Below are 15203 nucleotides of genomic sequence, written 5' to 3'. Positions count from 1 at the left end.
CGCCTTCGAACGGTGCAGCTTCGCCCGCGATTCGGACGAAAAGAATGCTCGACAGGTTGTTCCATGCCGGCGCGAGCCTCGCCCTGCTGCTCGCGGTGGCGTGGCTGTTCTCGGTGAACCGGCGGGCGATCCGGCCGCGGGTGGTGTTCGCCGCCCTGGCGCTTCAGCTCGGGATCGGGGCGCTGATGCTGTTCGTGCCCGCCGGGCAGGCGGCCCTCGGCGCGGTGGCGGATGGCGTCACCACCGTGCTCTCCTTCGGCGACCGGGGCACCGCCTTCCTGTTCGGCGGCCTCGTCGAGCCGCGCATGTTCGAGCTGTTCGGCGGCTCGGGCTTCATCCTCGCCCTGCGGGTCCTGCCGCAGATCCTCTACGTCTCGGCGCTGATCGGCGTGCTCTACCATCTCGGGGTGATGCAGACTCTGGCACGCTTCCTCGGTGCCGGCCTGCGAAAGGTGCTCGGCACCTCGGCGATCGAGTCGTTCTCGGCGGTCATCACCATCTTCATCGGGCAGAGCGAGATCGCGGTGGCGCTGCGCCCCTTCCTCGCGACGCTCACCGCGGCCGAGCTGTTCGCGGTGATGACGAGCGGGGCGGCCTCCACCGCCGGCTCGATCCTCGCCGGCTACGCCGCGCTCGGCGTGCCGATGCCCTACCTCCTCGCCGCCTCGTTCATGGCGATCCCCGGCGGGCTGCTCTACGCCAAGATCCTCGTGCCCTCGACCGAACCGACGCGGATCGTCACCACCCGGGTCGAGTTCGGCGAGGCGCGCGCGGCCAACCTGATCGAGGCCGCCGCCGACGGCACGCAGAAGGGCCTCGGCGTCGCGGTCGCCGTCGGCGCGATGCTGATCGCCTTCGTCGGCCTGATTGCGCTGGTCAACGCCGCGATCGGCTGGGCCGGCGGCGTGTTCGGCTTCGCCGGCCTCTCGATCGAGGGCATCCTCGGCGTCGTGCTGGCGCCGCTGGCCTGGCTCCTCGGCGTGCCGTGGGAGCAGGCGACCCTCGTGGGCGGGGCCATCGGCCAGAAGATCGCCTTCAACGAGTTCCTGGCCTATGCCGGCCTCTCGCCGACCCTGAAGGCCGGCACCCTCGACCCGCGCACGGGCGCGATCCTGTGCTTCGCGCTGTGCGGCTTCGCCAATCTCACCTCGGTGGCGATCCAGCTCGCGAGCTTCACCAGCCTCGCCCCCGAGCGCCGGCCCGAAATCGCCCGGTTCGGCCTGCGGGCGATCCTGGCGGGCACGCTGTCGAATCTCACCAGCGCGGCCATCGCCGGATTGTTCATCGCCGCGTGACCGGCACGACGAGCGGGTGCCGGCGAACCTTTCGGCCCCCATCCTCATTCTGAGAGGATGGAGAGCGCGCGCACGATGGAACGGGTCCGAGCCACACAGACACGAGGCACACAGGCTGAGAGCCGAGCCGAAAGCCGGGCCGATCCCCAGGGCCCGGCGCCGGTCACGGCGCGCGATTGGGACGAGCGGGTCGATCGCGCCAGTCAGAAGCTTCCGGAGCGCGTGCAGCGGATGATCCGGTGGCTGCGCGAGCCGGCGCGCTTCCCCGTGCGGCTGCTGGCCGCGATCCTGCTGATCCTCGGCGGCATCTTCTCGATCCTGCCGGTGCTGGGCCTGTGGATGCTGCCCCTCGGCCTCGCCCTGCTGGCCCAGGACGTGCCCGGCCTCAAGGTGCCGATGGAGCGGGCTGCCCGCTGGATCGAGCGGCAATGGCGGCGCTGGCGCGGGCGCTGATGCCGGCGCGGCCCCCGGCGCTCGGCCGCGCTTGACAGGATATCCGCGGCGGACGACCCATCGCGAATGAGCCCCAGCCGAGAAAGGCTCTTCGGAGACAACCTGTGATGCCGTTGCGTCTGTTCTCCCGCGGGCTCGCCGCCCTCCTCGCGGCGGCGGTGCTGGCGGGGGCCGTGTTCCTTCCTCCGCCGGCGCGCGCCGAGGAGGCGGTCTTTCCCCCGAGTTCCCGCTTCGGCTTCAAGCCTCCCTCGGACATGGTGCCCTCGAAGCGCTTCACCGGCTTCGAGCGGATCGGCGGCGGCGCAATGCTCTCCGTGGTCGAACTGCCGGCCGGCGCCTATCCGGAACTCAAGCAGAGCTTCACCGACGAGAACCTCAGGACGCAAGGGCTCGTGGTCCAGAGCCGCGAGCCGGTGACGCTCGATGGCGGCGCCGAGGGCGTGCTGTTCACCGGCGAGCGGACGCCCGCCGACGGCAAGGGCATGCCCGAGGCGCGCAAGTGGCTGCTGATCGTCGGCGCCAAGGAGGTGACCGGTATCATCATCGCTCAGGCGGCGGTCGATGCCGAGACCGACGAGACCATGCGCGGCCTGCTCACCGGCGTGCGGATCCGCGGGGCGCTGAGCCTCGACGACCAGATCGCCGCCCTGCCCTTCCGCATCGGCGACCTCGCGGGCTTCCGCCCGGTGCGGGCGCTCGCCGGCAATTCCGTGCTGCTGACGCTGGGCCCGCGCGACCAGGTGTCGAACCTCGAACAGCCGATCCTCGTCGTCGCCCAGGCGGTGCAGCAGCCCACCCCGCAGGAGCAGCGCGACGGCTTCGCCCGCGCCTCGCTCTACGCGAATCAGACGATGAAGGAGTTCGTCATCGAGCGTTCGCAGAGCTACCGCCAGAACGGCGTCGACTGGCACGAGATCGTGGCTCGCGCCATCGACATCCCCTCGGGCCAGCCGGTGGTGGTCTCGCAGACGATCCGCTTCAACCCGGACGGCTACATCCGCGCCGTCGGCGTCACCCGCGCCGACCAGCGGGAGCAGATGCTGCCGCTGTTCCGCCAGGTGGTGGACAGCCTGCAGCCGCGCTGAGCAATCGCGGTCCGTGCGCCCTCCCCGCAGGCGGGGAGGGGCATCGCTATCGCCCGGCGACGCGTCACTCGCAGACGCGGACGCGCCGGACGTAGATGTCGCCGTAGGGATCGATGGTCTCGCGGCGCTCGAAATGGCAGACCGGGCCCTCGACATAGACCGGCGGCGGCGGCGCCCGGTAGACCGGCTTGCCCGGATAGTACGGGTCGTTGGCGGCCGCGATCGCGCCGCCGACGGCGAGACCGCCGAGCACACCGAGCGCGGCCGCGCCGCCCGGACCGATGCCGTCCCGCGCCTGGGCGGCGGGCACGGCGCCGAGCGTCAGAGTGCAGGCCAGCGCGCCCGCCATCACGCCACCGAGAAGGAAGCCCCTCATCGTCGAAACTCCTCAAGATGCGCGCCTCGCGGGCGCCGTCGTGTCGTCACCGCCGCCGAGGCTGCGGCTCAAGCGCAGCGGTGTCAGGCGGAGAGAAGAGCGCGCGATTTGAGGCCAATCTTCGGCAAGCCGTGTCACCCGCTCCGAGCCGTTTCCTTGCCTACCGGCCCCAAATCGTTGCAGAAGTGCGCGCCGTTCCGGACGTGTCCGCTCGCCAGACCGCTGCACAGGCGGGCTTTCGCGCGGCGGCGACCGTCGGGCGGCGATCCGGAACAGGTCCGGTGCCCACGTCCATTACGGTGCGAACTTCCATGACGCAGACCCTTCGCCTCGGCATTGCGGGGCTCGGCACGGTCGGTGCCTCCGTCCTGGCCATGATCGCCCGCCGCGCCGAGGCGCTCACCGCCGCGACCGGACGCACGATCACCGTCACCGCCGTCTCCGCCCGCGACCGGAGCCGCGACCGCGGCGTCGACCTCTCCGGCCTGCACTGGTTCGACGACCCGGTCGAGCTGGCGCGCTCGGGCGAGATCGACGTGTTCGTCGAGCTCGTCGGCGGTTCGGAGGGCGCGGCCAAGGCGGCGGTCGAGGCGGCGCTTGGCGCCGGCAAGCATGTCGTGACCGCCAACAAGGCGCTGCTCGCCCATCACGGCGCGGCGCTGGCCCGCATGGCCGAGGAGCGCGGCGTCGCGCTCGCCTACGAGGCGTCGGTGGCGGGCGGCATCCCGGTCATCAAGGCGATCCGCGAGGGACTGTCCGGCAATGCGATCAGCCGCGTCTACGGAATCCTCAACGGCACCTGCAACTACATCCTCAGCCGCATGGAGGCGGAGGGGCTGACCTTCGAGGCCTGCCTCAAGGACGCGCAGGCGCTGGGCTATGCCGAGGCCGACCCGACCTTCGACGTCGAGGGCTTCGACACCGCTCACAAGCTCGCCATCCTCACGAGCCTCGCCTTCGGCGTGGAGATCGATGCCGAGGGCGTATCCGTCGAGGGCATCTCGGCGATCCAGCCCCTCGACCTCACCATGGCCGACGAACTCGGCTACCGCATCAAGCTCCTCGGCGTCGCCCAGGCGACCGCGGAGGGCATCGAGCAGCGCGTCCACCCGACCATGGTGCCGAAGGCCTCGGCCATCGCCCAGGTGATGGGTGTCACCAACGCGGTCAGCGTCGATGCGGACGCGGTCGGCGAGCTGACCCTGATCGGCCCCGGAGCCGGCGGGGCGGCCACGGCCTCGGCCGTCGTCGCCGACATCACCGATGTCGCGCTCGGCCTCGTGCGCCCGACCTTCGGCCAGCCGGTCGCGCGCCTCGCAGCCCCGCGGCGGGTCGAGATGCAGCGCCACGAGGGCGGCTACTACATCCGCCTCACCGTGCACGACCGCACCGGCGTCGCCGCCGGCGTCGCCACCCGGATGGCGGAAGCCAACATCTCGATCGAAAGCATCGTCCAGCGCCGCTCGGCCAAGGCCGCCTCCAGCGATCCGCAGGGGCTGTCAGGCCAGCCGGTGCCGCTGGTGCTGATCACCTACGCCGCCACCGAGGGCAACGTCCGCGAGGCGCTGGCCGCGATCGACCGGGACGGCCTGCTCGCCGAGGCGCCGCAGCTGATCCGCATCGAGCGCGAATAGGCGAGACGCCCACCGCCATTTCCGGCAAGATCCTGCCGGACATCATGTCCCGCCCGCGAATGCGATGTCATGACATCGCACCGCGTCCCGGGCGGCCCCGATCACCGCCGGGGCGAAGGGCGATCATCGGCACCGGCCGCAAACAGGCCGGGCCCCGGGGATAAGGAACGGAGCGCGATGTCGGCGGTCAATACCGGGATCTTCAGCGATCCCACGGCGCGGGGCCTGACGCTCGAACTCGTGCGGGTGACCGAGGCGGCGGCCATCGCCGCGGCCCGCCTGCGGGGGCATGGCCGCGAGAAGGAGGCCGATCAGGCCGCCGTCGACGCCATGCGCACCGAGCTGATGGCACTCCCGATCGAGGGCAGCGTGGTAATCGGCGAGGGCGAGCGCGACGAGGCGCCGATGCTGTTCATCGGCGAGCGGGTCGGCACCGGCCACGGACCGTCCGTGGACATCGCGGTCGATCCGCTGGAGGGCACCACGCTCTGCGCCAAGGACATGCCGGGCGCCATTGCGGTAATGGCGCTCGCCGAGCGCGGCTCGCTGCTCGCCGCGCCCGACGTGTACATGCAGAAGATCGCCATCGGCCCCGGCTACCCGCCCGGCACGGTCGATCTCGACTGGAGCCCGGCCAAGAACATCGCCTCGCTTGCCCGCGCCAAGGGCGTCGAGCCCTCGGGCATCACCGCGATCATCCTCGACCGGCCGCGCCACATGGACCTGATCGCCGCCGTGCGCGACACCGGCGCCGGCATCCGCCTGATCTCCGACGGCGACATCGCCGCGATCATCCACTGCACCAAGCCCGACGAGACCGGCGTCGACATCTATATGGGCACCGGCGCCGCCCCCGAGGGCGTGATCGCCGCCAGCGCCCTGCGCTGCATCGGCGGCCAGATGCAGGGCCGGCTCATCCTCGATTCCGCCGACAAGCGGGCGCGGGCAGCGAAGATGGGCATCACCGACCCGAACCGGAAATACGACATGCACGACATGGCCCGCGGCGACGTCATCGTCGCGGCCACCGGCGTGACCACCGGGGCGCTGCTCTCGGGCGTGCGGTTCAGCCCCGGCCTGATCGAGACCGAGACGGTGGTCTACCGCTCGAACACCGGCACGGTCCGCCGCATCGCCTGCGAACACCGCCGGCTGGAGAGCGCGCCGGGCTCGGGCTGACCGGCACGGGGCGCGGGCCCAGCCCCACCCGCGCCGGCCTCAGCGTCAGACGGCGGCCCTCTCGCCGAACAGCGCCCTGGCCAGCCGAACCGGCTCGATCGGCTTCTCGCAGTGGATCGTGTCCCGCAGACGCTTCGGAACGGCGTTCTCCTCGTAGCCGGTGGCGAAGACGAACGGTACGCCGCGCGCCCTGAGCGCGTCGGCGACGGGGAAGACCATGACCTCGCGCAGGTTGATGTCGAGCACGGCGCCGCCGATGCGCGGGGTCTCGTCGATGATCGCCAGGGCGTCATCGATGCTGCCCACGGGGCCGATCACCTGCGCCCCGTTTTCCTCGAACACGCGCCGCATGTCGTCGGCTATAAAGTACTCGTCCTCAACGACGAGGACGCGCCTTCCATTGAGCAGTTCGGATCCATCCGGCATCGGCCTACCCTCCCTTCGCCCTGACCCGTTCGTGATCGCGTCGGGATTGGAAGTATAGAGCGGGAAACGTCGTTCGGATAAGTCTCTTCACAGATTTCAAGTTGCCCGCAACCGGAACGAGGTTGCACCCTCGCCGGAACCCGAGCGCCTCCGCCCGCCGAGATCGAAGGGAACATCTCGATCGGTGCGGGCGAAGCCAGCCGACCTCGTCGCCCGGGACGGGAAGTAACTCATGGGTTAGCCCGCCACGCGCAGCGGGGCCGGATGCTGGCTCCAGGAATTCCCTACGAAGAGGATGCCCTAGAACAGGCCGCCCTGCATGCGGCCGATGCCCTGCTTGGCCACGGCGTTGTTGGGATCGAGACGGGCCGCCTGCTGGTAGCTCTCGCTCGCCTCCTTGCGGCGGTTCGCCTTCTCGTAGGCGAGGCCGCGATAGGCCCAGGCCGAGGCGTCCTTCGCGTTCACGTTCAGCGCCGCGTTGAAGTCCTCGATCGCCTTGTCGTACTGGCTCAGCGAAATCAGGCTCTGACCACGGGCGGCGTAGGGCGCGGCGACGAAGGGATTGCGGTCGATGGCCGCCGCGAAGTCGCCGATCGCCTCGGGATTGTGACCCTGCTTCTGCCGCACGAGGCCGCGGGCATGGTACGCCTCGGCCGATTCGGGCGCGAGACGGATCGCGACGTTGAGGTCGTTGAGCGCTCCGTCGAGATCGCCCTGGGCGCGCTCCAGGTTCGCCCGGCCGATGTAGGCGGCGGAGAAGTTCGGATCGTTGGCGATGGCCTTGGAGAAGTCCTGCAGCGCGGCGTCGTTGCGGCCGGTCTGGCGGTAGGCCAGCGCCCGGTTGTTGTAGGCCGAGGCCGAGCTCGGATCGAGCTGGATCGCCTTGGAGAAGTCGGAGATCGCCTCGCCGAACTGGCCCGAGCGGGCATAGGCCGCGCCGCGGGTGACGTAGGCGCCCGCATCCGACGGGTTGCGCGAAATCACGTCGCTGAGCGAGGCGATGTTGACGTTGGTGGCGCCCGTGGTGTCGGTCTCCAGCACCGCGAACTGACGCGGAGCGGTCGCGCTGCCGTAGGTCTCGCAGCCAGCCAGCGCCGCGGCGGTCAGCACGAGGGCACCGATCCGCCTCGCCTTGCGTCCGTCCAGCGTCATCCCGATCATCTTCACGTTCTCCCCCGCGCCCGCTCGTCCGGATCTCCGCGGCGGCCCCTGAAGGGCCCGGATCATCCCGTCGCGCGCACGCTGCCGCAACACGGTGAATGGGCGCTTAAACGGTCTCGCAAAACGTCCGATCGCCGGCGCGGGCAGCGCCTTGAGGCGGAGATTTCCCGAGACGCATCCGGAAAGAGCGGGCGGGCTCGTCCGGCCCGAGACCGGAGAACGCGCATGCGGCTTCCGCGGATGCCCCGTTACCTCCGCTGAAACCTCGGGATGTGGCGAAGGTGTGGCCCCTGGCTTCACGCTTTCGCCGAGGGCTTCGAACCGGGTTCGACTGTGGTTTGCTGTTGCGCGGAGGCGACAGATCGAATGGTTAAGCTTTCGAATTCCTCGATGCCGTCTCTCGGCCCCGTCGACGCTCCATGGCGCGTCCTTGCGCCGGGATCGGCCCCATCCTGGCGGAAGACGCCTCAGCCCAGCGGCCTGAGGCGGGTGACATGGCCCATCTTTCGGCCGGGGCGAGCCTCGGCCTTGCCGTAGAGGTGGAGATGGGCACCCGGTTCGGCGAGCAGGCCGGCCCATTCATCGGCTTGAGCGCCGATGAGGTTTTCCATCTCCGCCGCCATGCCGCCGGTGCGGGCGGTGTCCCCCAGCGGCCAGCCGCAGACGGCGCGCACGGTCTGCGCGAATTGCGAGGTCAGCGCGCCCTCGATGGTCCAGTGCCCGGAATTGTGAACCCGGGGGGCGATCTCGTTGACGACGAGGCGGGCGGCGCCCTCGGGCCCGGCGACCTCGAACATCTCGACGGCGAGCACGCCGACATAGCCCAGAGCCTCGGCGATGGCGCGGGCGATGGCGACCGCCGCGTCGCCGGTGGCGCGCGTCAGCCCCGGGGCGGGCACGCGGGTGAAGGCGAGGATGTGATCGCGGTGCTCGTTGGCGCAGGGGTCGTAGGCCGCAAACGCCCCGTCGGGGCCGCGGGCGGCGATCACGGAGATCTCGCGCTCGAACGGCACGAACCCTTCGAGGATGCAGGGAACGCCCTTGAACTCGGCGAGCAGAGCGGCCGCGTCGTCGCCCTCGCGGATCATGCGCTGGCCCTTGCCGTCGTAGCCGAAGCGCCGCGTCTTCAGCACGGCAGGACGGCCGAGCGCCTCCAGGGCCCGCGCGAGGTCTTCGGCCGAATCGACTGCCCGATAGGGCGCGGTCGGGATGCCGAGCGCGGTCACGAAGTCCTTCTCCGAGAGGCGGTCCTGCGTGGTGAGCAGCGCCGTCGCGCTCGGATGCAGGGTCGCGTGCTCGGCCAGCACCGCGGCGGTGGCGTGGGGGATGTTCTCGAACTCGTAGGTGACCACGTCGCAGGCATCGGCGAAGGCCGCCAGCGCCGCCGCGTCGTCGTAGGGCGCGAGCGTGTGGGCGTGGGCCACGTCGAAGGCCGGGCTGTCGGCATCGGGGGCGTAGATGTGGACCTTGAGGCCGTAATTGGCGGCCGCGAGCGCGATCATGCGCCCGAGCTGGCCCCCGCCGACGATGCCGAGGGTGCCGCCGGGCCGGACTTTCGGCGTGGAGGTGGAAGAGGCCATGTCGATTCGTGTCGTTGTCAGGCTTGCGAGGGGTCCGGACGCTCGGCGACGGACTTGGTCTGGCGGGCGCGCCACGCATCGAGCCGCCCGGCGAGGCCGGCATCGGTGAGGGCCAGGACGGCGGCGGCGAGCAGGGCGGCGTTGACGGCACCGGCCCGGCCGATCGCCAGCGTGCCGACGGGGATGCCGGCGGGCATCTGCACGATGGAGAGCAGGCTGTCCTGCCCGGAGAGCGCCTTCGACTCGACCGGCACGCCGAAGACCGGCAGCGGCGTCATCGCCGCCGTCATGCCGGGCAGGTGCGCCGCTCCGCCCGCGCCCGCGATCACCACCTTGAAGCCGGCCTCGCGCGCGCCCTTGGCGAAGGCGACGAGCCGGTCCGGGGTGCGGTGGGCCGACACGATGCGGGCGTCATAGGCGATGCCGAGCGCGTCGAGCGTCTCGGCGGCATTGCGCATGGTCGCCCAGTCCGACTGGCTTCCCATGATGATCGCGACCGGGGGCGATCCCAGCATCGTCGTCTGGCCCATTACGAGGGAGCGGGCCTGTCAGCCCGCGAGAGGGCCGAATAACAGGGGGTGCCGCACCCCGGCAAGGCGGGGGGCGGGGCAAGGTGTCGAGACGGCAGGAACCCGGTCGGCCGATGCCCGCAAAAATCTCGTCGATTCCCCGCCCATCGCCCGGAGCCGAAATCGACGAACCGCGTTGTGAGGGAAACGGCCGTCGGCGGCCGGGCCCCTTACATCAGCGAGCCTTCAAATGTCCTCCGCGGACCAGACCACGCGCGCCCGCAACGCAACCCATATCGACATCCACGACAGCACCACCCGCAAGCACTGGGCCGACCTGCTCCAGGTCTCCGACGAACGCCTGCGCAAGGCGGTCCGGATGGTCGGAACCCGCGTGTCCAGCGTCTCGGCCTACCTCGCCAAGTAAGCTTCCCCTCGCCGAGTAAACGTCTCCGCTGCGGCAGAAGCGGAGGGGAATTGTCGGCAGGAGAGGCCTGCAACGGCGCTCGCGAACGGCAGCGACAGGCCGGGAGGGTCCGATCCTCTCCCGGCCTTTTCTACGCGATGATGTCCGGCGTGATCTGATCTTCGAGGTGGGTGATCCGGTCGCGCAGGACCAGCTTGCGCTTCTTGAGCCGCTGCAGCTGGAGCTGATCGACGGCGACGCTGAGCTTCAGCGCCTCGATGGCTTCGTCGAGATCCCGGTGCTCTTCCCGCAACCGACTGAGTTCCCCGGCCGGATCTGCGACCGCATCGTTGGCAACCTCGTCCGCCATCATTGCTCGAAACACATCACCGGCCTTGACCGGGGGCGACCATGCGCCAAGCCCGACCCCGGGGCAAGGCGCGAGAGCCGGTTCTCCCGCCCCGTCGGAGCTGGCAACGGTCAAGATTAGCCCCGGCCGTCACTTCGCCCTCACGCCGGAAGATTTGAAATCACCTTGTTACGGACTCATCCATTTTGCCGCCGAATGGCTTCGACACGCCGGCCATCCTGTGCCAGTCTACCCCGCGTCCGAAACAGTGACAGGAGCGACACCTCATGTCCTTGCAGACGCATTTGAGCCAGCTCGCCGCCAAGCACGAAGCCTTGGAGCGCGAGCTTCACGACGCGATGCAATCCCTCGCCAGTGACGATCTCCGCATCGCGGAACTCAAGCGTAAGAAACTGCACCTCAAGGACGAAATCGAGCGCCTGCGCGAAGACACCCTCCACTAGCGGCGCCCCGGCCGGCCTCGCCCCGGGAGACGTCGCCGGCTCCTCTTCCTCTCCCGACTCGGACCAAGACGTCACCGCCGCCTGGGAGACCAGCGCGGCGGTTCTGCTGTCAGAGCGGGGCGCGGCGAGAAATTCCGCGCTATCATCGTCCTCGAACGGGCCGGACCAACCGGCCGCACGAGGAAACGCCGATGTCCGTCACCCCGCCCACTGACGGTGCCTACGCCGCCCTTCACGCCGCCTCGCTCGCGGACAGGGAAGGCTTCTGGCTGAAAGCCGCGGCGGCGATCGACTGGGACGCTGCCCCGACCCGCGCCTTCGACCCCGAACAGGGCGTCTACGGCCGCTGGTTTCCGGACGCCCGGCTCAACGTCTGCCGCAACGCCGTCGACCGGCACGCGGAGGGAGGGCGCGCCGACCAAGCCGCGATCATCCACGATTCCCCGGTCACCGGCACCAAGCGCACGATCACCTACGGCGCATTGCGCGACGAGGTGGCCGTGCTCGCCGCCATCCTCGCCGATCTCGGCGTGGGCAAGGGCGACCGGGTGGTGATCTACATGCCGATGGTGCCCGAGGCCCTGTTCGGCATGCTCGCCTGCGCCCGGATCGGCGCGATCCACTCCGTGGTGTTCGGAGGCTTCGCTGCCAACGAACTCGCCGCGCGCATCGAGGACGCCGCGCCCAAGGTGATCCTGGCCGCCTCCTGCGGCATCGAGCCGACCCGCACCGTCGCCTACAAGCCGCTGCTCGACGCGGCGATCGCCCGCTCCAGCCACAAGCCGGACGCCTGCTTGATCCTCCAGCGGCCGCAGGCCGAGGCGAGCCTGATCGAGGGCCGCGACCGGGACTGGGCGGAGAGCGTGGCGCGGGCGCGCCGCGCCGGGCGCCGGGCTGAGCCGGTGCCGGTGGCGGCGACCGACCCGCTCTACATCCTCTACACCTCGGGCACGACCGGCCGGCCCAAGGGCGTGGTGCGCGACAGCGGCGGCTACTGCGTCGCGCTCGCTTGGTCGATGACCAATCTCTACGGCGCGGCGCCCGGCGAGGTCTATTTCTGCGCCTCCGACATCGGCTGGGTGGTCGGCCACTCCTACATCGTCTACGCGCCGCTCCTGCACGGCTGCACGACGGTTCTCTACGAGGGCAAGCCGGTCGGCACGCCGGATGCCGGCGCCTTCTGGCGGGTCGCCGCCGAGCACGGCGTCCGCACCCTGTTCACCGCGCCGACGGCTTTGCGCGCGATCAAGAAGGAGGATCCGCGGGCCGAGCGGATCGGCAGCTACGATCTGTCGAAGCTGCGCGCCCTGTTCCTGGCCGGCGAGCGCGCCGACCCGGATTCGGTCGCCTGGGCCGAGCGGGCGCTGGACCGGCCGGTGATCGACCATTGGTGGCAGACGGAGACCGGCTGGGCGATCGCCGGCAACCCGCTCGGCATCGAGCGGCTTCCGGTGAAGTACGGCTCCACCGCCAAGCCGATGCCGGGCTACGACCTCCACGTGCTCGATGAATCCGGCAAGCCGGTTCCTCCCGGCACGATGGGCACCATCGCCCTCAAGCTGCCGCTGCCGCCGGGCTGCCTGCCGACCCTGTGGGGCTCGGACGCGCGCTTCCGCCAGAGCTATCTCTCCACCTTTCCCGGCTACTACGACACCTCGGATGCGGGCGTGGTGGACGCGGACGGCTACGTCACGGTGCTGGGCCGGACCGACGACATCATCAACGTCGCCGGCCACCGCCTCTCCACCGGCGGGATGGAGGCGGTGCTGGCCTCCCACCCGGACGTCGCCGAATGCGCGGTGATCGGCATCCGCGATTCGCTCAAGGGCGAGGCCCCCTGCGGTTTCGTGGTGCTCAAGGCGGGCGTCGCCAGGGATGCGGAGACGATCGAGCGCGAGCTGGTCGCCCGGGTACGCGACGAGATCGGCCCCGTGGCCGCCTTCAAGCTGGCGGTCACCGTCGGGCGCCTGCCGAAGACGCGCTCGGGCAAGATCCTGCGCGGCACGATGAAGCGCATCGCCGACGGCGAGGCGTTCTCCATGCCCCCGACCATCGAGGATCCGGCCACGCTGGAGGAGATCGGCGACAGCCTGAAGGCGCGCGGGATCGGCGGCTGAAATCGAGGTTTCGAAAGGGCGAGCCCTTTCGCGGGTCTAAAGCATCATCCCGAAAGGTGGTTTGCGGCTTTCGGAAAAAGATGATGCAAAAACAGATCCCTAGCGCAGGGAGATCGGGGCGCTGCCCCGATACCCCGGCAAAGGGATGATTCCTTTGCAATCCCCGGATCGAGGCCTCAGGCCCTGAAGCGTGCGGCCGCGATCAGCAGGCGGTAGAGCACCACCGCGTTGAGCACGTGCCAGAGGAAATGCGTGCCGAGCGGCAGGCGCGGGCAGAGGCCCAGATCGGCCGTGCGGAAGGTGAGCGAGACGAGGAAGAGGCCGGCGGTCACGAGCACGGAACGGGCGGTGCCGGGCGCCCGCTTCAGCAGCGCGAGGCCAACGCCGAGGAGTGCCAGCACCGCCGGCACGTAGTCGATCGAGCCGTTGGTGAGAGCCGAGACCGAGCGCCCCGTCAGCGCGTCGAGGGCCGGGCTCAGGCCGAAACTGAGGGCGGCGAAGGCCATGGTGATCGCGGTGGCCGCCAGCGGACGGAGGTCGAAGAAGCGGGCCATGGCGAGGGCGAAGTAGCCGTAGATGAAGACGGCGATGGGGATCACGTCGGCCAGCATCGACCAGCGGTTCGCCAGGGTGTGGAACAGGAACGAGCCGATCCCGACCACGAAGGTCACGGCAGCGAGCGCCAGGACCGGCCCGTCGCCGCGGGCGCGCCGCGCCGCGAGGCCGGCCGCGACCAGGAAGGCGGCGTTGGTCAGCGCGTTGACCGGCTCGGCCCAGAAGCCGGCATCGCCGCGCTCGCAATAGGCCCGCACCGGCTCGAACCACGACGGGACTGTCAGGATTTCCGTGTGTGGCCGGGCGGTTGATCATCAGGCCGCCATGGCTCTGATGAAACGTTCGCCGAAGATCACGGCAAATTGCGCCTTCGCCATGGTCCACTCACGTGGTGGCATCTTCCACTCTTTCTCCGACCGATTCAAGATCAGGTAGAGCAGCTTGGTGGCGGCCTCGTCGCTGGGGAAGTGTCCCCTGGCCCTGACAGCCCGCCTGAGCTTCGAGTTCAAAGCTTCGATGGCGTTCGTAGTGTAGATGATCCGGCGGACCTCGTCGGGGAACGCAAAAAACGGGATCACCTCGCCCCAGGCGCGCCGCCAGCTCTGGCCGATGGCGGGATAGCGCTGCCCCCAAGGGCCAGCCTCAAATGCTGTCAGCGCCTTTTCGGCGGCATCTGCGTCGGTGGCACGGTAAATCTCCTTGAGCGCGCTGGCGAGGTTCTTTCGGTCCTTCCAGGAGACGAAGTCCATCGAGTTGCGCAGCAGGTGAACGATGCAGGTCTGGACGATCGCATCGGGGAACACTGCGGTGATCGCATCGGGAAAGCCCTTCAGGCCGTCAACGACGGCCAGCAGGATGTCTTCAACGCCACGGTTGCGAAGCTCGTTCATCACCCGAAGCCAGAACTTGGCACCCTCATTCTGCTCGAGCCACAAGCCGAGCACCTCCTTTGCGCCGTCGGCGCGGACGCCCAGCGCAATGTGGATCGCCTTGTTGCGCACCATGCCCTCGTCGCGGATCTTGACCCGGATCGCGTCGAAGAAGACCAGCGGGTAAACCGGATCGAGCGGCCGCTGCTGCCAAGTGGCGACCTCATCGAGCACGGCGTCGGTCACCGTGCTAATCAAATCGGGTGAGACGTCGATGCCGTATAGATCGTGCAGGTGCCTGGTGATCTCGCGGGTGCTCATGCCGCGCGCGTACATCGACACGATCTTGTCGTCGAAGCCGGGAAAGCGGCGTTGATACTTGGCGATCAACTGCGGGTCGAAGCTCGACTGGCGATCGCGCGGCACGTCGATCGCCAACTTGCCGGTGTCGGTCATTACCGTCTTCCGACCGTAGCCGTTGCGCATGTTGCCGGCGCCGTCTTCGCCAGCGAGGTGGTGATCCATCTCCGCATTCAGGGCACGCTCTGTCAGCGCCTTCTTCAGCGAATCGAGCAGACCGCCCTGCTCGAAGGCGGCACTGGCAGTGCCGCCCGCCAAAAGCTGATCGAGAAGCTCATTCGGTATGGCAGGTTCTTTGCGTCGTGACATAGTGGGACTCCTTGTTGCCCATTATGCCCGGCCACACACGGAAATCCTGACAGTCCCACCACGACGCGTCCAAGGG

General features: G+C 69.6%; 16 protein-coding genes. 8 read left to right on the top strand and 8 right to left on the bottom strand.

Annotated elements, in window-relative coordinates; all coding sequences use genetic code 11:
* Positions 1-44 precede the first annotated feature (44 nt).
* The 3 genes from MPPM_RS10245 to MPPM_RS10235 all read left to right on the top strand — a co-directional run bounded on the left by MPPM_RS10245 (position 45) and on the right by MPPM_RS10235 (position 2833).
* Positions 45-1295: a NupC/NupG family nucleoside CNT transporter gene (locus MPPM_RS10245; RefSeq protein WP_096484969.1), complete on the top strand. Its 1251-nt coding sequence runs from the start codon at positions 45-47 to the stop codon at positions 1293-1295.
* Positions 1296-1352: 57 nt separating this feature from the next.
* Entirely contained in the window at positions 1353-1748 is a 396-nt protein-coding gene (locus MPPM_RS10240; protein WP_096484968.1) for a hypothetical protein, read from the top strand.
* Between the two features lie 107 nt (positions 1749-1855).
* Positions 1856-2833: a hypothetical protein gene (locus MPPM_RS10235; RefSeq protein WP_096484967.1), complete on the top strand. Its 978-nt coding sequence runs from the start codon at positions 1856-1858 to the stop codon at positions 2831-2833.
* A 64-nt stretch (positions 2834-2897) separates the two neighbouring features.
* Here the strand turns inward: MPPM_RS10235 and MPPM_RS10230 are convergent, their stop codons facing one another.
* Positions 2898-3209: a hypothetical protein gene (locus tag MPPM_RS10230; protein WP_096484966.1), complete on the bottom strand. Its 312-nt coding sequence runs from the start codon at positions 3207-3209 to the stop codon at positions 2898-2900.
* 311 nt (positions 3210-3520) lie between these two features.
* On the opposite strand from MPPM_RS10230, the gene MPPM_RS10225 reads away from it, so the two are divergent.
* Positions 3521-4843, top strand: a complete 1323-nt coding sequence (locus tag MPPM_RS10225; protein WP_096484965.1) for a homoserine dehydrogenase — start codon at positions 3521-3523, stop codon at positions 4841-4843.
* 177 nt (positions 4844-5020) lie between these two features.
* A complete protein-coding gene (gene glpX / locus MPPM_RS10220; RefSeq protein ID WP_096484964.1) occupies positions 5021-6022 on the top strand; it encodes a class II fructose-bisphosphatase in 1002 nt (333 codons plus the stop codon).
* A gap of 45 nt (positions 6023-6067) precedes the next feature.
* Here glpX and MPPM_RS10215 read toward each other — a convergent pair whose 3' ends face one another.
* The 4 genes from MPPM_RS10215 to purE form a co-directional block, all read right to left on the bottom strand.
* Entirely contained in the window at positions 6068-6448 is a 381-nt protein-coding gene (locus MPPM_RS10215; protein WP_096484963.1) for a response regulator, read from the bottom strand.
* A 300-nt stretch (positions 6449-6748) separates the two neighbouring features.
* Positions 6749-7609 carry a tetratricopeptide repeat protein gene (locus MPPM_RS10210; protein WP_096484962.1) on the bottom strand — a complete coding sequence of 287 codons (861 nt, stop codon included), beginning with the start codon at positions 7607-7609 and terminating at the stop codon, positions 6749-6751.
* Positions 7610-8076: 467 nt separating this feature from the next.
* Positions 8077-9189: a 5-(carboxyamino)imidazole ribonucleotide synthase gene (locus MPPM_RS10205; RefSeq protein WP_096484961.1), complete on the bottom strand. Its 1113-nt coding sequence runs from the start codon at positions 9187-9189 to the stop codon at positions 8077-8079.
* 17 nt (positions 9190-9206) lie between these two features.
* Positions 9207-9704: a 5-(carboxyamino)imidazole ribonucleotide mutase gene (purE, locus tag MPPM_RS10200; RefSeq protein WP_096487804.1), complete on the bottom strand. Its 498-nt coding sequence runs from the start codon at positions 9702-9704 to the stop codon at positions 9207-9209.
* 244 nt (positions 9705-9948) lie between these two features.
* Here purE and MPPM_RS10195 point away from each other — a divergent pair, with 244 nt between their 5' ends.
* Positions 9949-10125 carry a DUF3606 domain-containing protein gene (locus tag MPPM_RS10195; RefSeq protein WP_096484960.1) on the top strand — a complete coding sequence of 59 codons (177 nt, stop codon included), beginning with the start codon at positions 9949-9951 and terminating at the stop codon, positions 10123-10125.
* 130 nt (positions 10126-10255) lie between these two features.
* On the opposite strand, the gene MPPM_RS10190 is transcribed toward MPPM_RS10195, so the two are convergent.
* Positions 10256-10477 (bottom strand): YdcH family protein, encoded by a 222-nt coding sequence (locus MPPM_RS10190; protein WP_017485313.1) that lies wholly within the window; start codon positions 10475-10477, stop codon positions 10256-10258.
* 263 nt (positions 10478-10740) lie between these two features.
* Here MPPM_RS10190 and MPPM_RS10185 point away from each other — a divergent pair, with 263 nt between their 5' ends.
* Positions 10741-10917: a YdcH family protein gene (locus tag MPPM_RS10185; RefSeq protein ID WP_096484959.1), complete on the top strand. Its 177-nt coding sequence runs from the start codon at positions 10741-10743 to the stop codon at positions 10915-10917.
* Positions 10918-11108: 191 nt separating this feature from the next.
* Positions 11109-13034, top strand: coding sequence for a propionyl-CoA synthetase (locus MPPM_RS10180; protein ID WP_096484958.1), 1926 nt, complete (start codon positions 11109-11111; stop codon positions 13032-13034).
* Between the two features lie 176 nt (positions 13035-13210).
* Here MPPM_RS10180 and MPPM_RS10175 read toward each other — a convergent pair whose 3' ends face one another.
* Positions 13211-13846 (bottom strand): ceramidase domain-containing protein, encoded by a 636-nt coding sequence (locus MPPM_RS10175; RefSeq protein ID WP_244573530.1) that lies wholly within the window; start codon positions 13844-13846, stop codon positions 13211-13213.
* Positions 13847-13903: 57 nt separating this feature from the next.
* A complete protein-coding gene (locus tag MPPM_RS10170) occupies positions 13904-15127 on the bottom strand; it encodes an IS256-like element ISSpwi2 family transposase (protein WP_044663225.1) in 1224 nt (407 codons plus the stop codon).
* Positions 15128-15203 lie beyond the last annotated feature (76 nt).

The sequence above is a fragment of the Methylorubrum populi genome (genome assembly GCF_002355515.1).
In the GTDB taxonomy this organism is placed as follows: Bacteria; Pseudomonadota; Alphaproteobacteria; order Rhizobiales; family Beijerinckiaceae; genus Methylobacterium; species Methylobacterium populi_A.
This window is presented reverse-complemented; position numbering and strand designations above follow the sequence as displayed.

Bases quoted from the DNA above. Each gene is read 5' to 3' on its own strand.
- MPPM_RS10235 (WP_096484967.1), top strand. From the start codon at position 1,856: ATGCCGTTGCGTCTGTTCTCCCGCGGGCTCGCCGCCCTCCTCGCGGCG.
- MPPM_RS10240 (WP_096484968.1), top strand. From the start codon at position 1,353: ATGGAGAGCGCGCGCACGATGGAACGGGTCCGAGCCACACAGACACGA.
- glpX (WP_096484964.1), top strand. From the start codon at position 5,021: ATGTCGGCGGTCAATACCGGGATCTTCAGCGATCCCACGGCGCGGGGC.
- MPPM_RS10185 (WP_096484959.1), top strand. From the start codon at position 10,741: ATGTCCTTGCAGACGCATTTGAGCCAGCTCGCCGCCAAGCACGAAGCC.
- MPPM_RS10230 (WP_096484966.1), bottom strand. From the start codon at position 3,209: ATGAGGGGCTTCCTTCTCGGTGGCGTGATGGCGGGCGCGCTGGCCTGC.
- MPPM_RS10190 (WP_017485313.1), bottom strand. From the start codon at position 10,477: ATGATGGCGGACGAGGTTGCCAACGATGCGGTCGCAGATCCGGCCGGG.
- MPPM_RS10205 (WP_096484961.1), bottom strand. From the start codon at position 9,189: ATGGCCTCTTCCACCTCCACGCCGAAAGTCCGGCCCGGCGGCACCCTC.
- purE (WP_096487804.1), bottom strand. From the start codon at position 9,704: ATGCTGGGATCGCCCCCGGTCGCGATCATCATGGGAAGCCAGTCGGAC.
- MPPM_RS10245 (WP_096484969.1), top strand. From the start codon at position 45: ATGCTCGACAGGTTGTTCCATGCCGGCGCGAGCCTCGCCCTGCTGCTC.
- MPPM_RS10215 (WP_096484963.1), bottom strand. From the start codon at position 6,448: ATGCCGGATGGATCCGAACTGCTCAATGGAAGGCGCGTCCTCGTCGTT.
- MPPM_RS10210 (WP_096484962.1), bottom strand. From the start codon at position 7,609: ATGATCGGGATGACGCTGGACGGACGCAAGGCGAGGCGGATCGGTGCC.
- MPPM_RS10195 (WP_096484960.1), top strand. From the start codon at position 9,949: ATGTCCTCCGCGGACCAGACCACGCGCGCCCGCAACGCAACCCATATC.
- MPPM_RS10225 (WP_096484965.1), top strand. From the start codon at position 3,521: ATGACGCAGACCCTTCGCCTCGGCATTGCGGGGCTCGGCACGGTCGGT.
- MPPM_RS10180 (WP_096484958.1), top strand. From the start codon at position 11,109: ATGTCCGTCACCCCGCCCACTGACGGTGCCTACGCCGCCCTTCACGCC.
- MPPM_RS10170 (WP_044663225.1), bottom strand. From the start codon at position 15,127: ATGTCACGACGCAAAGAACCTGCCATACCGAATGAGCTTCTCGATCAG.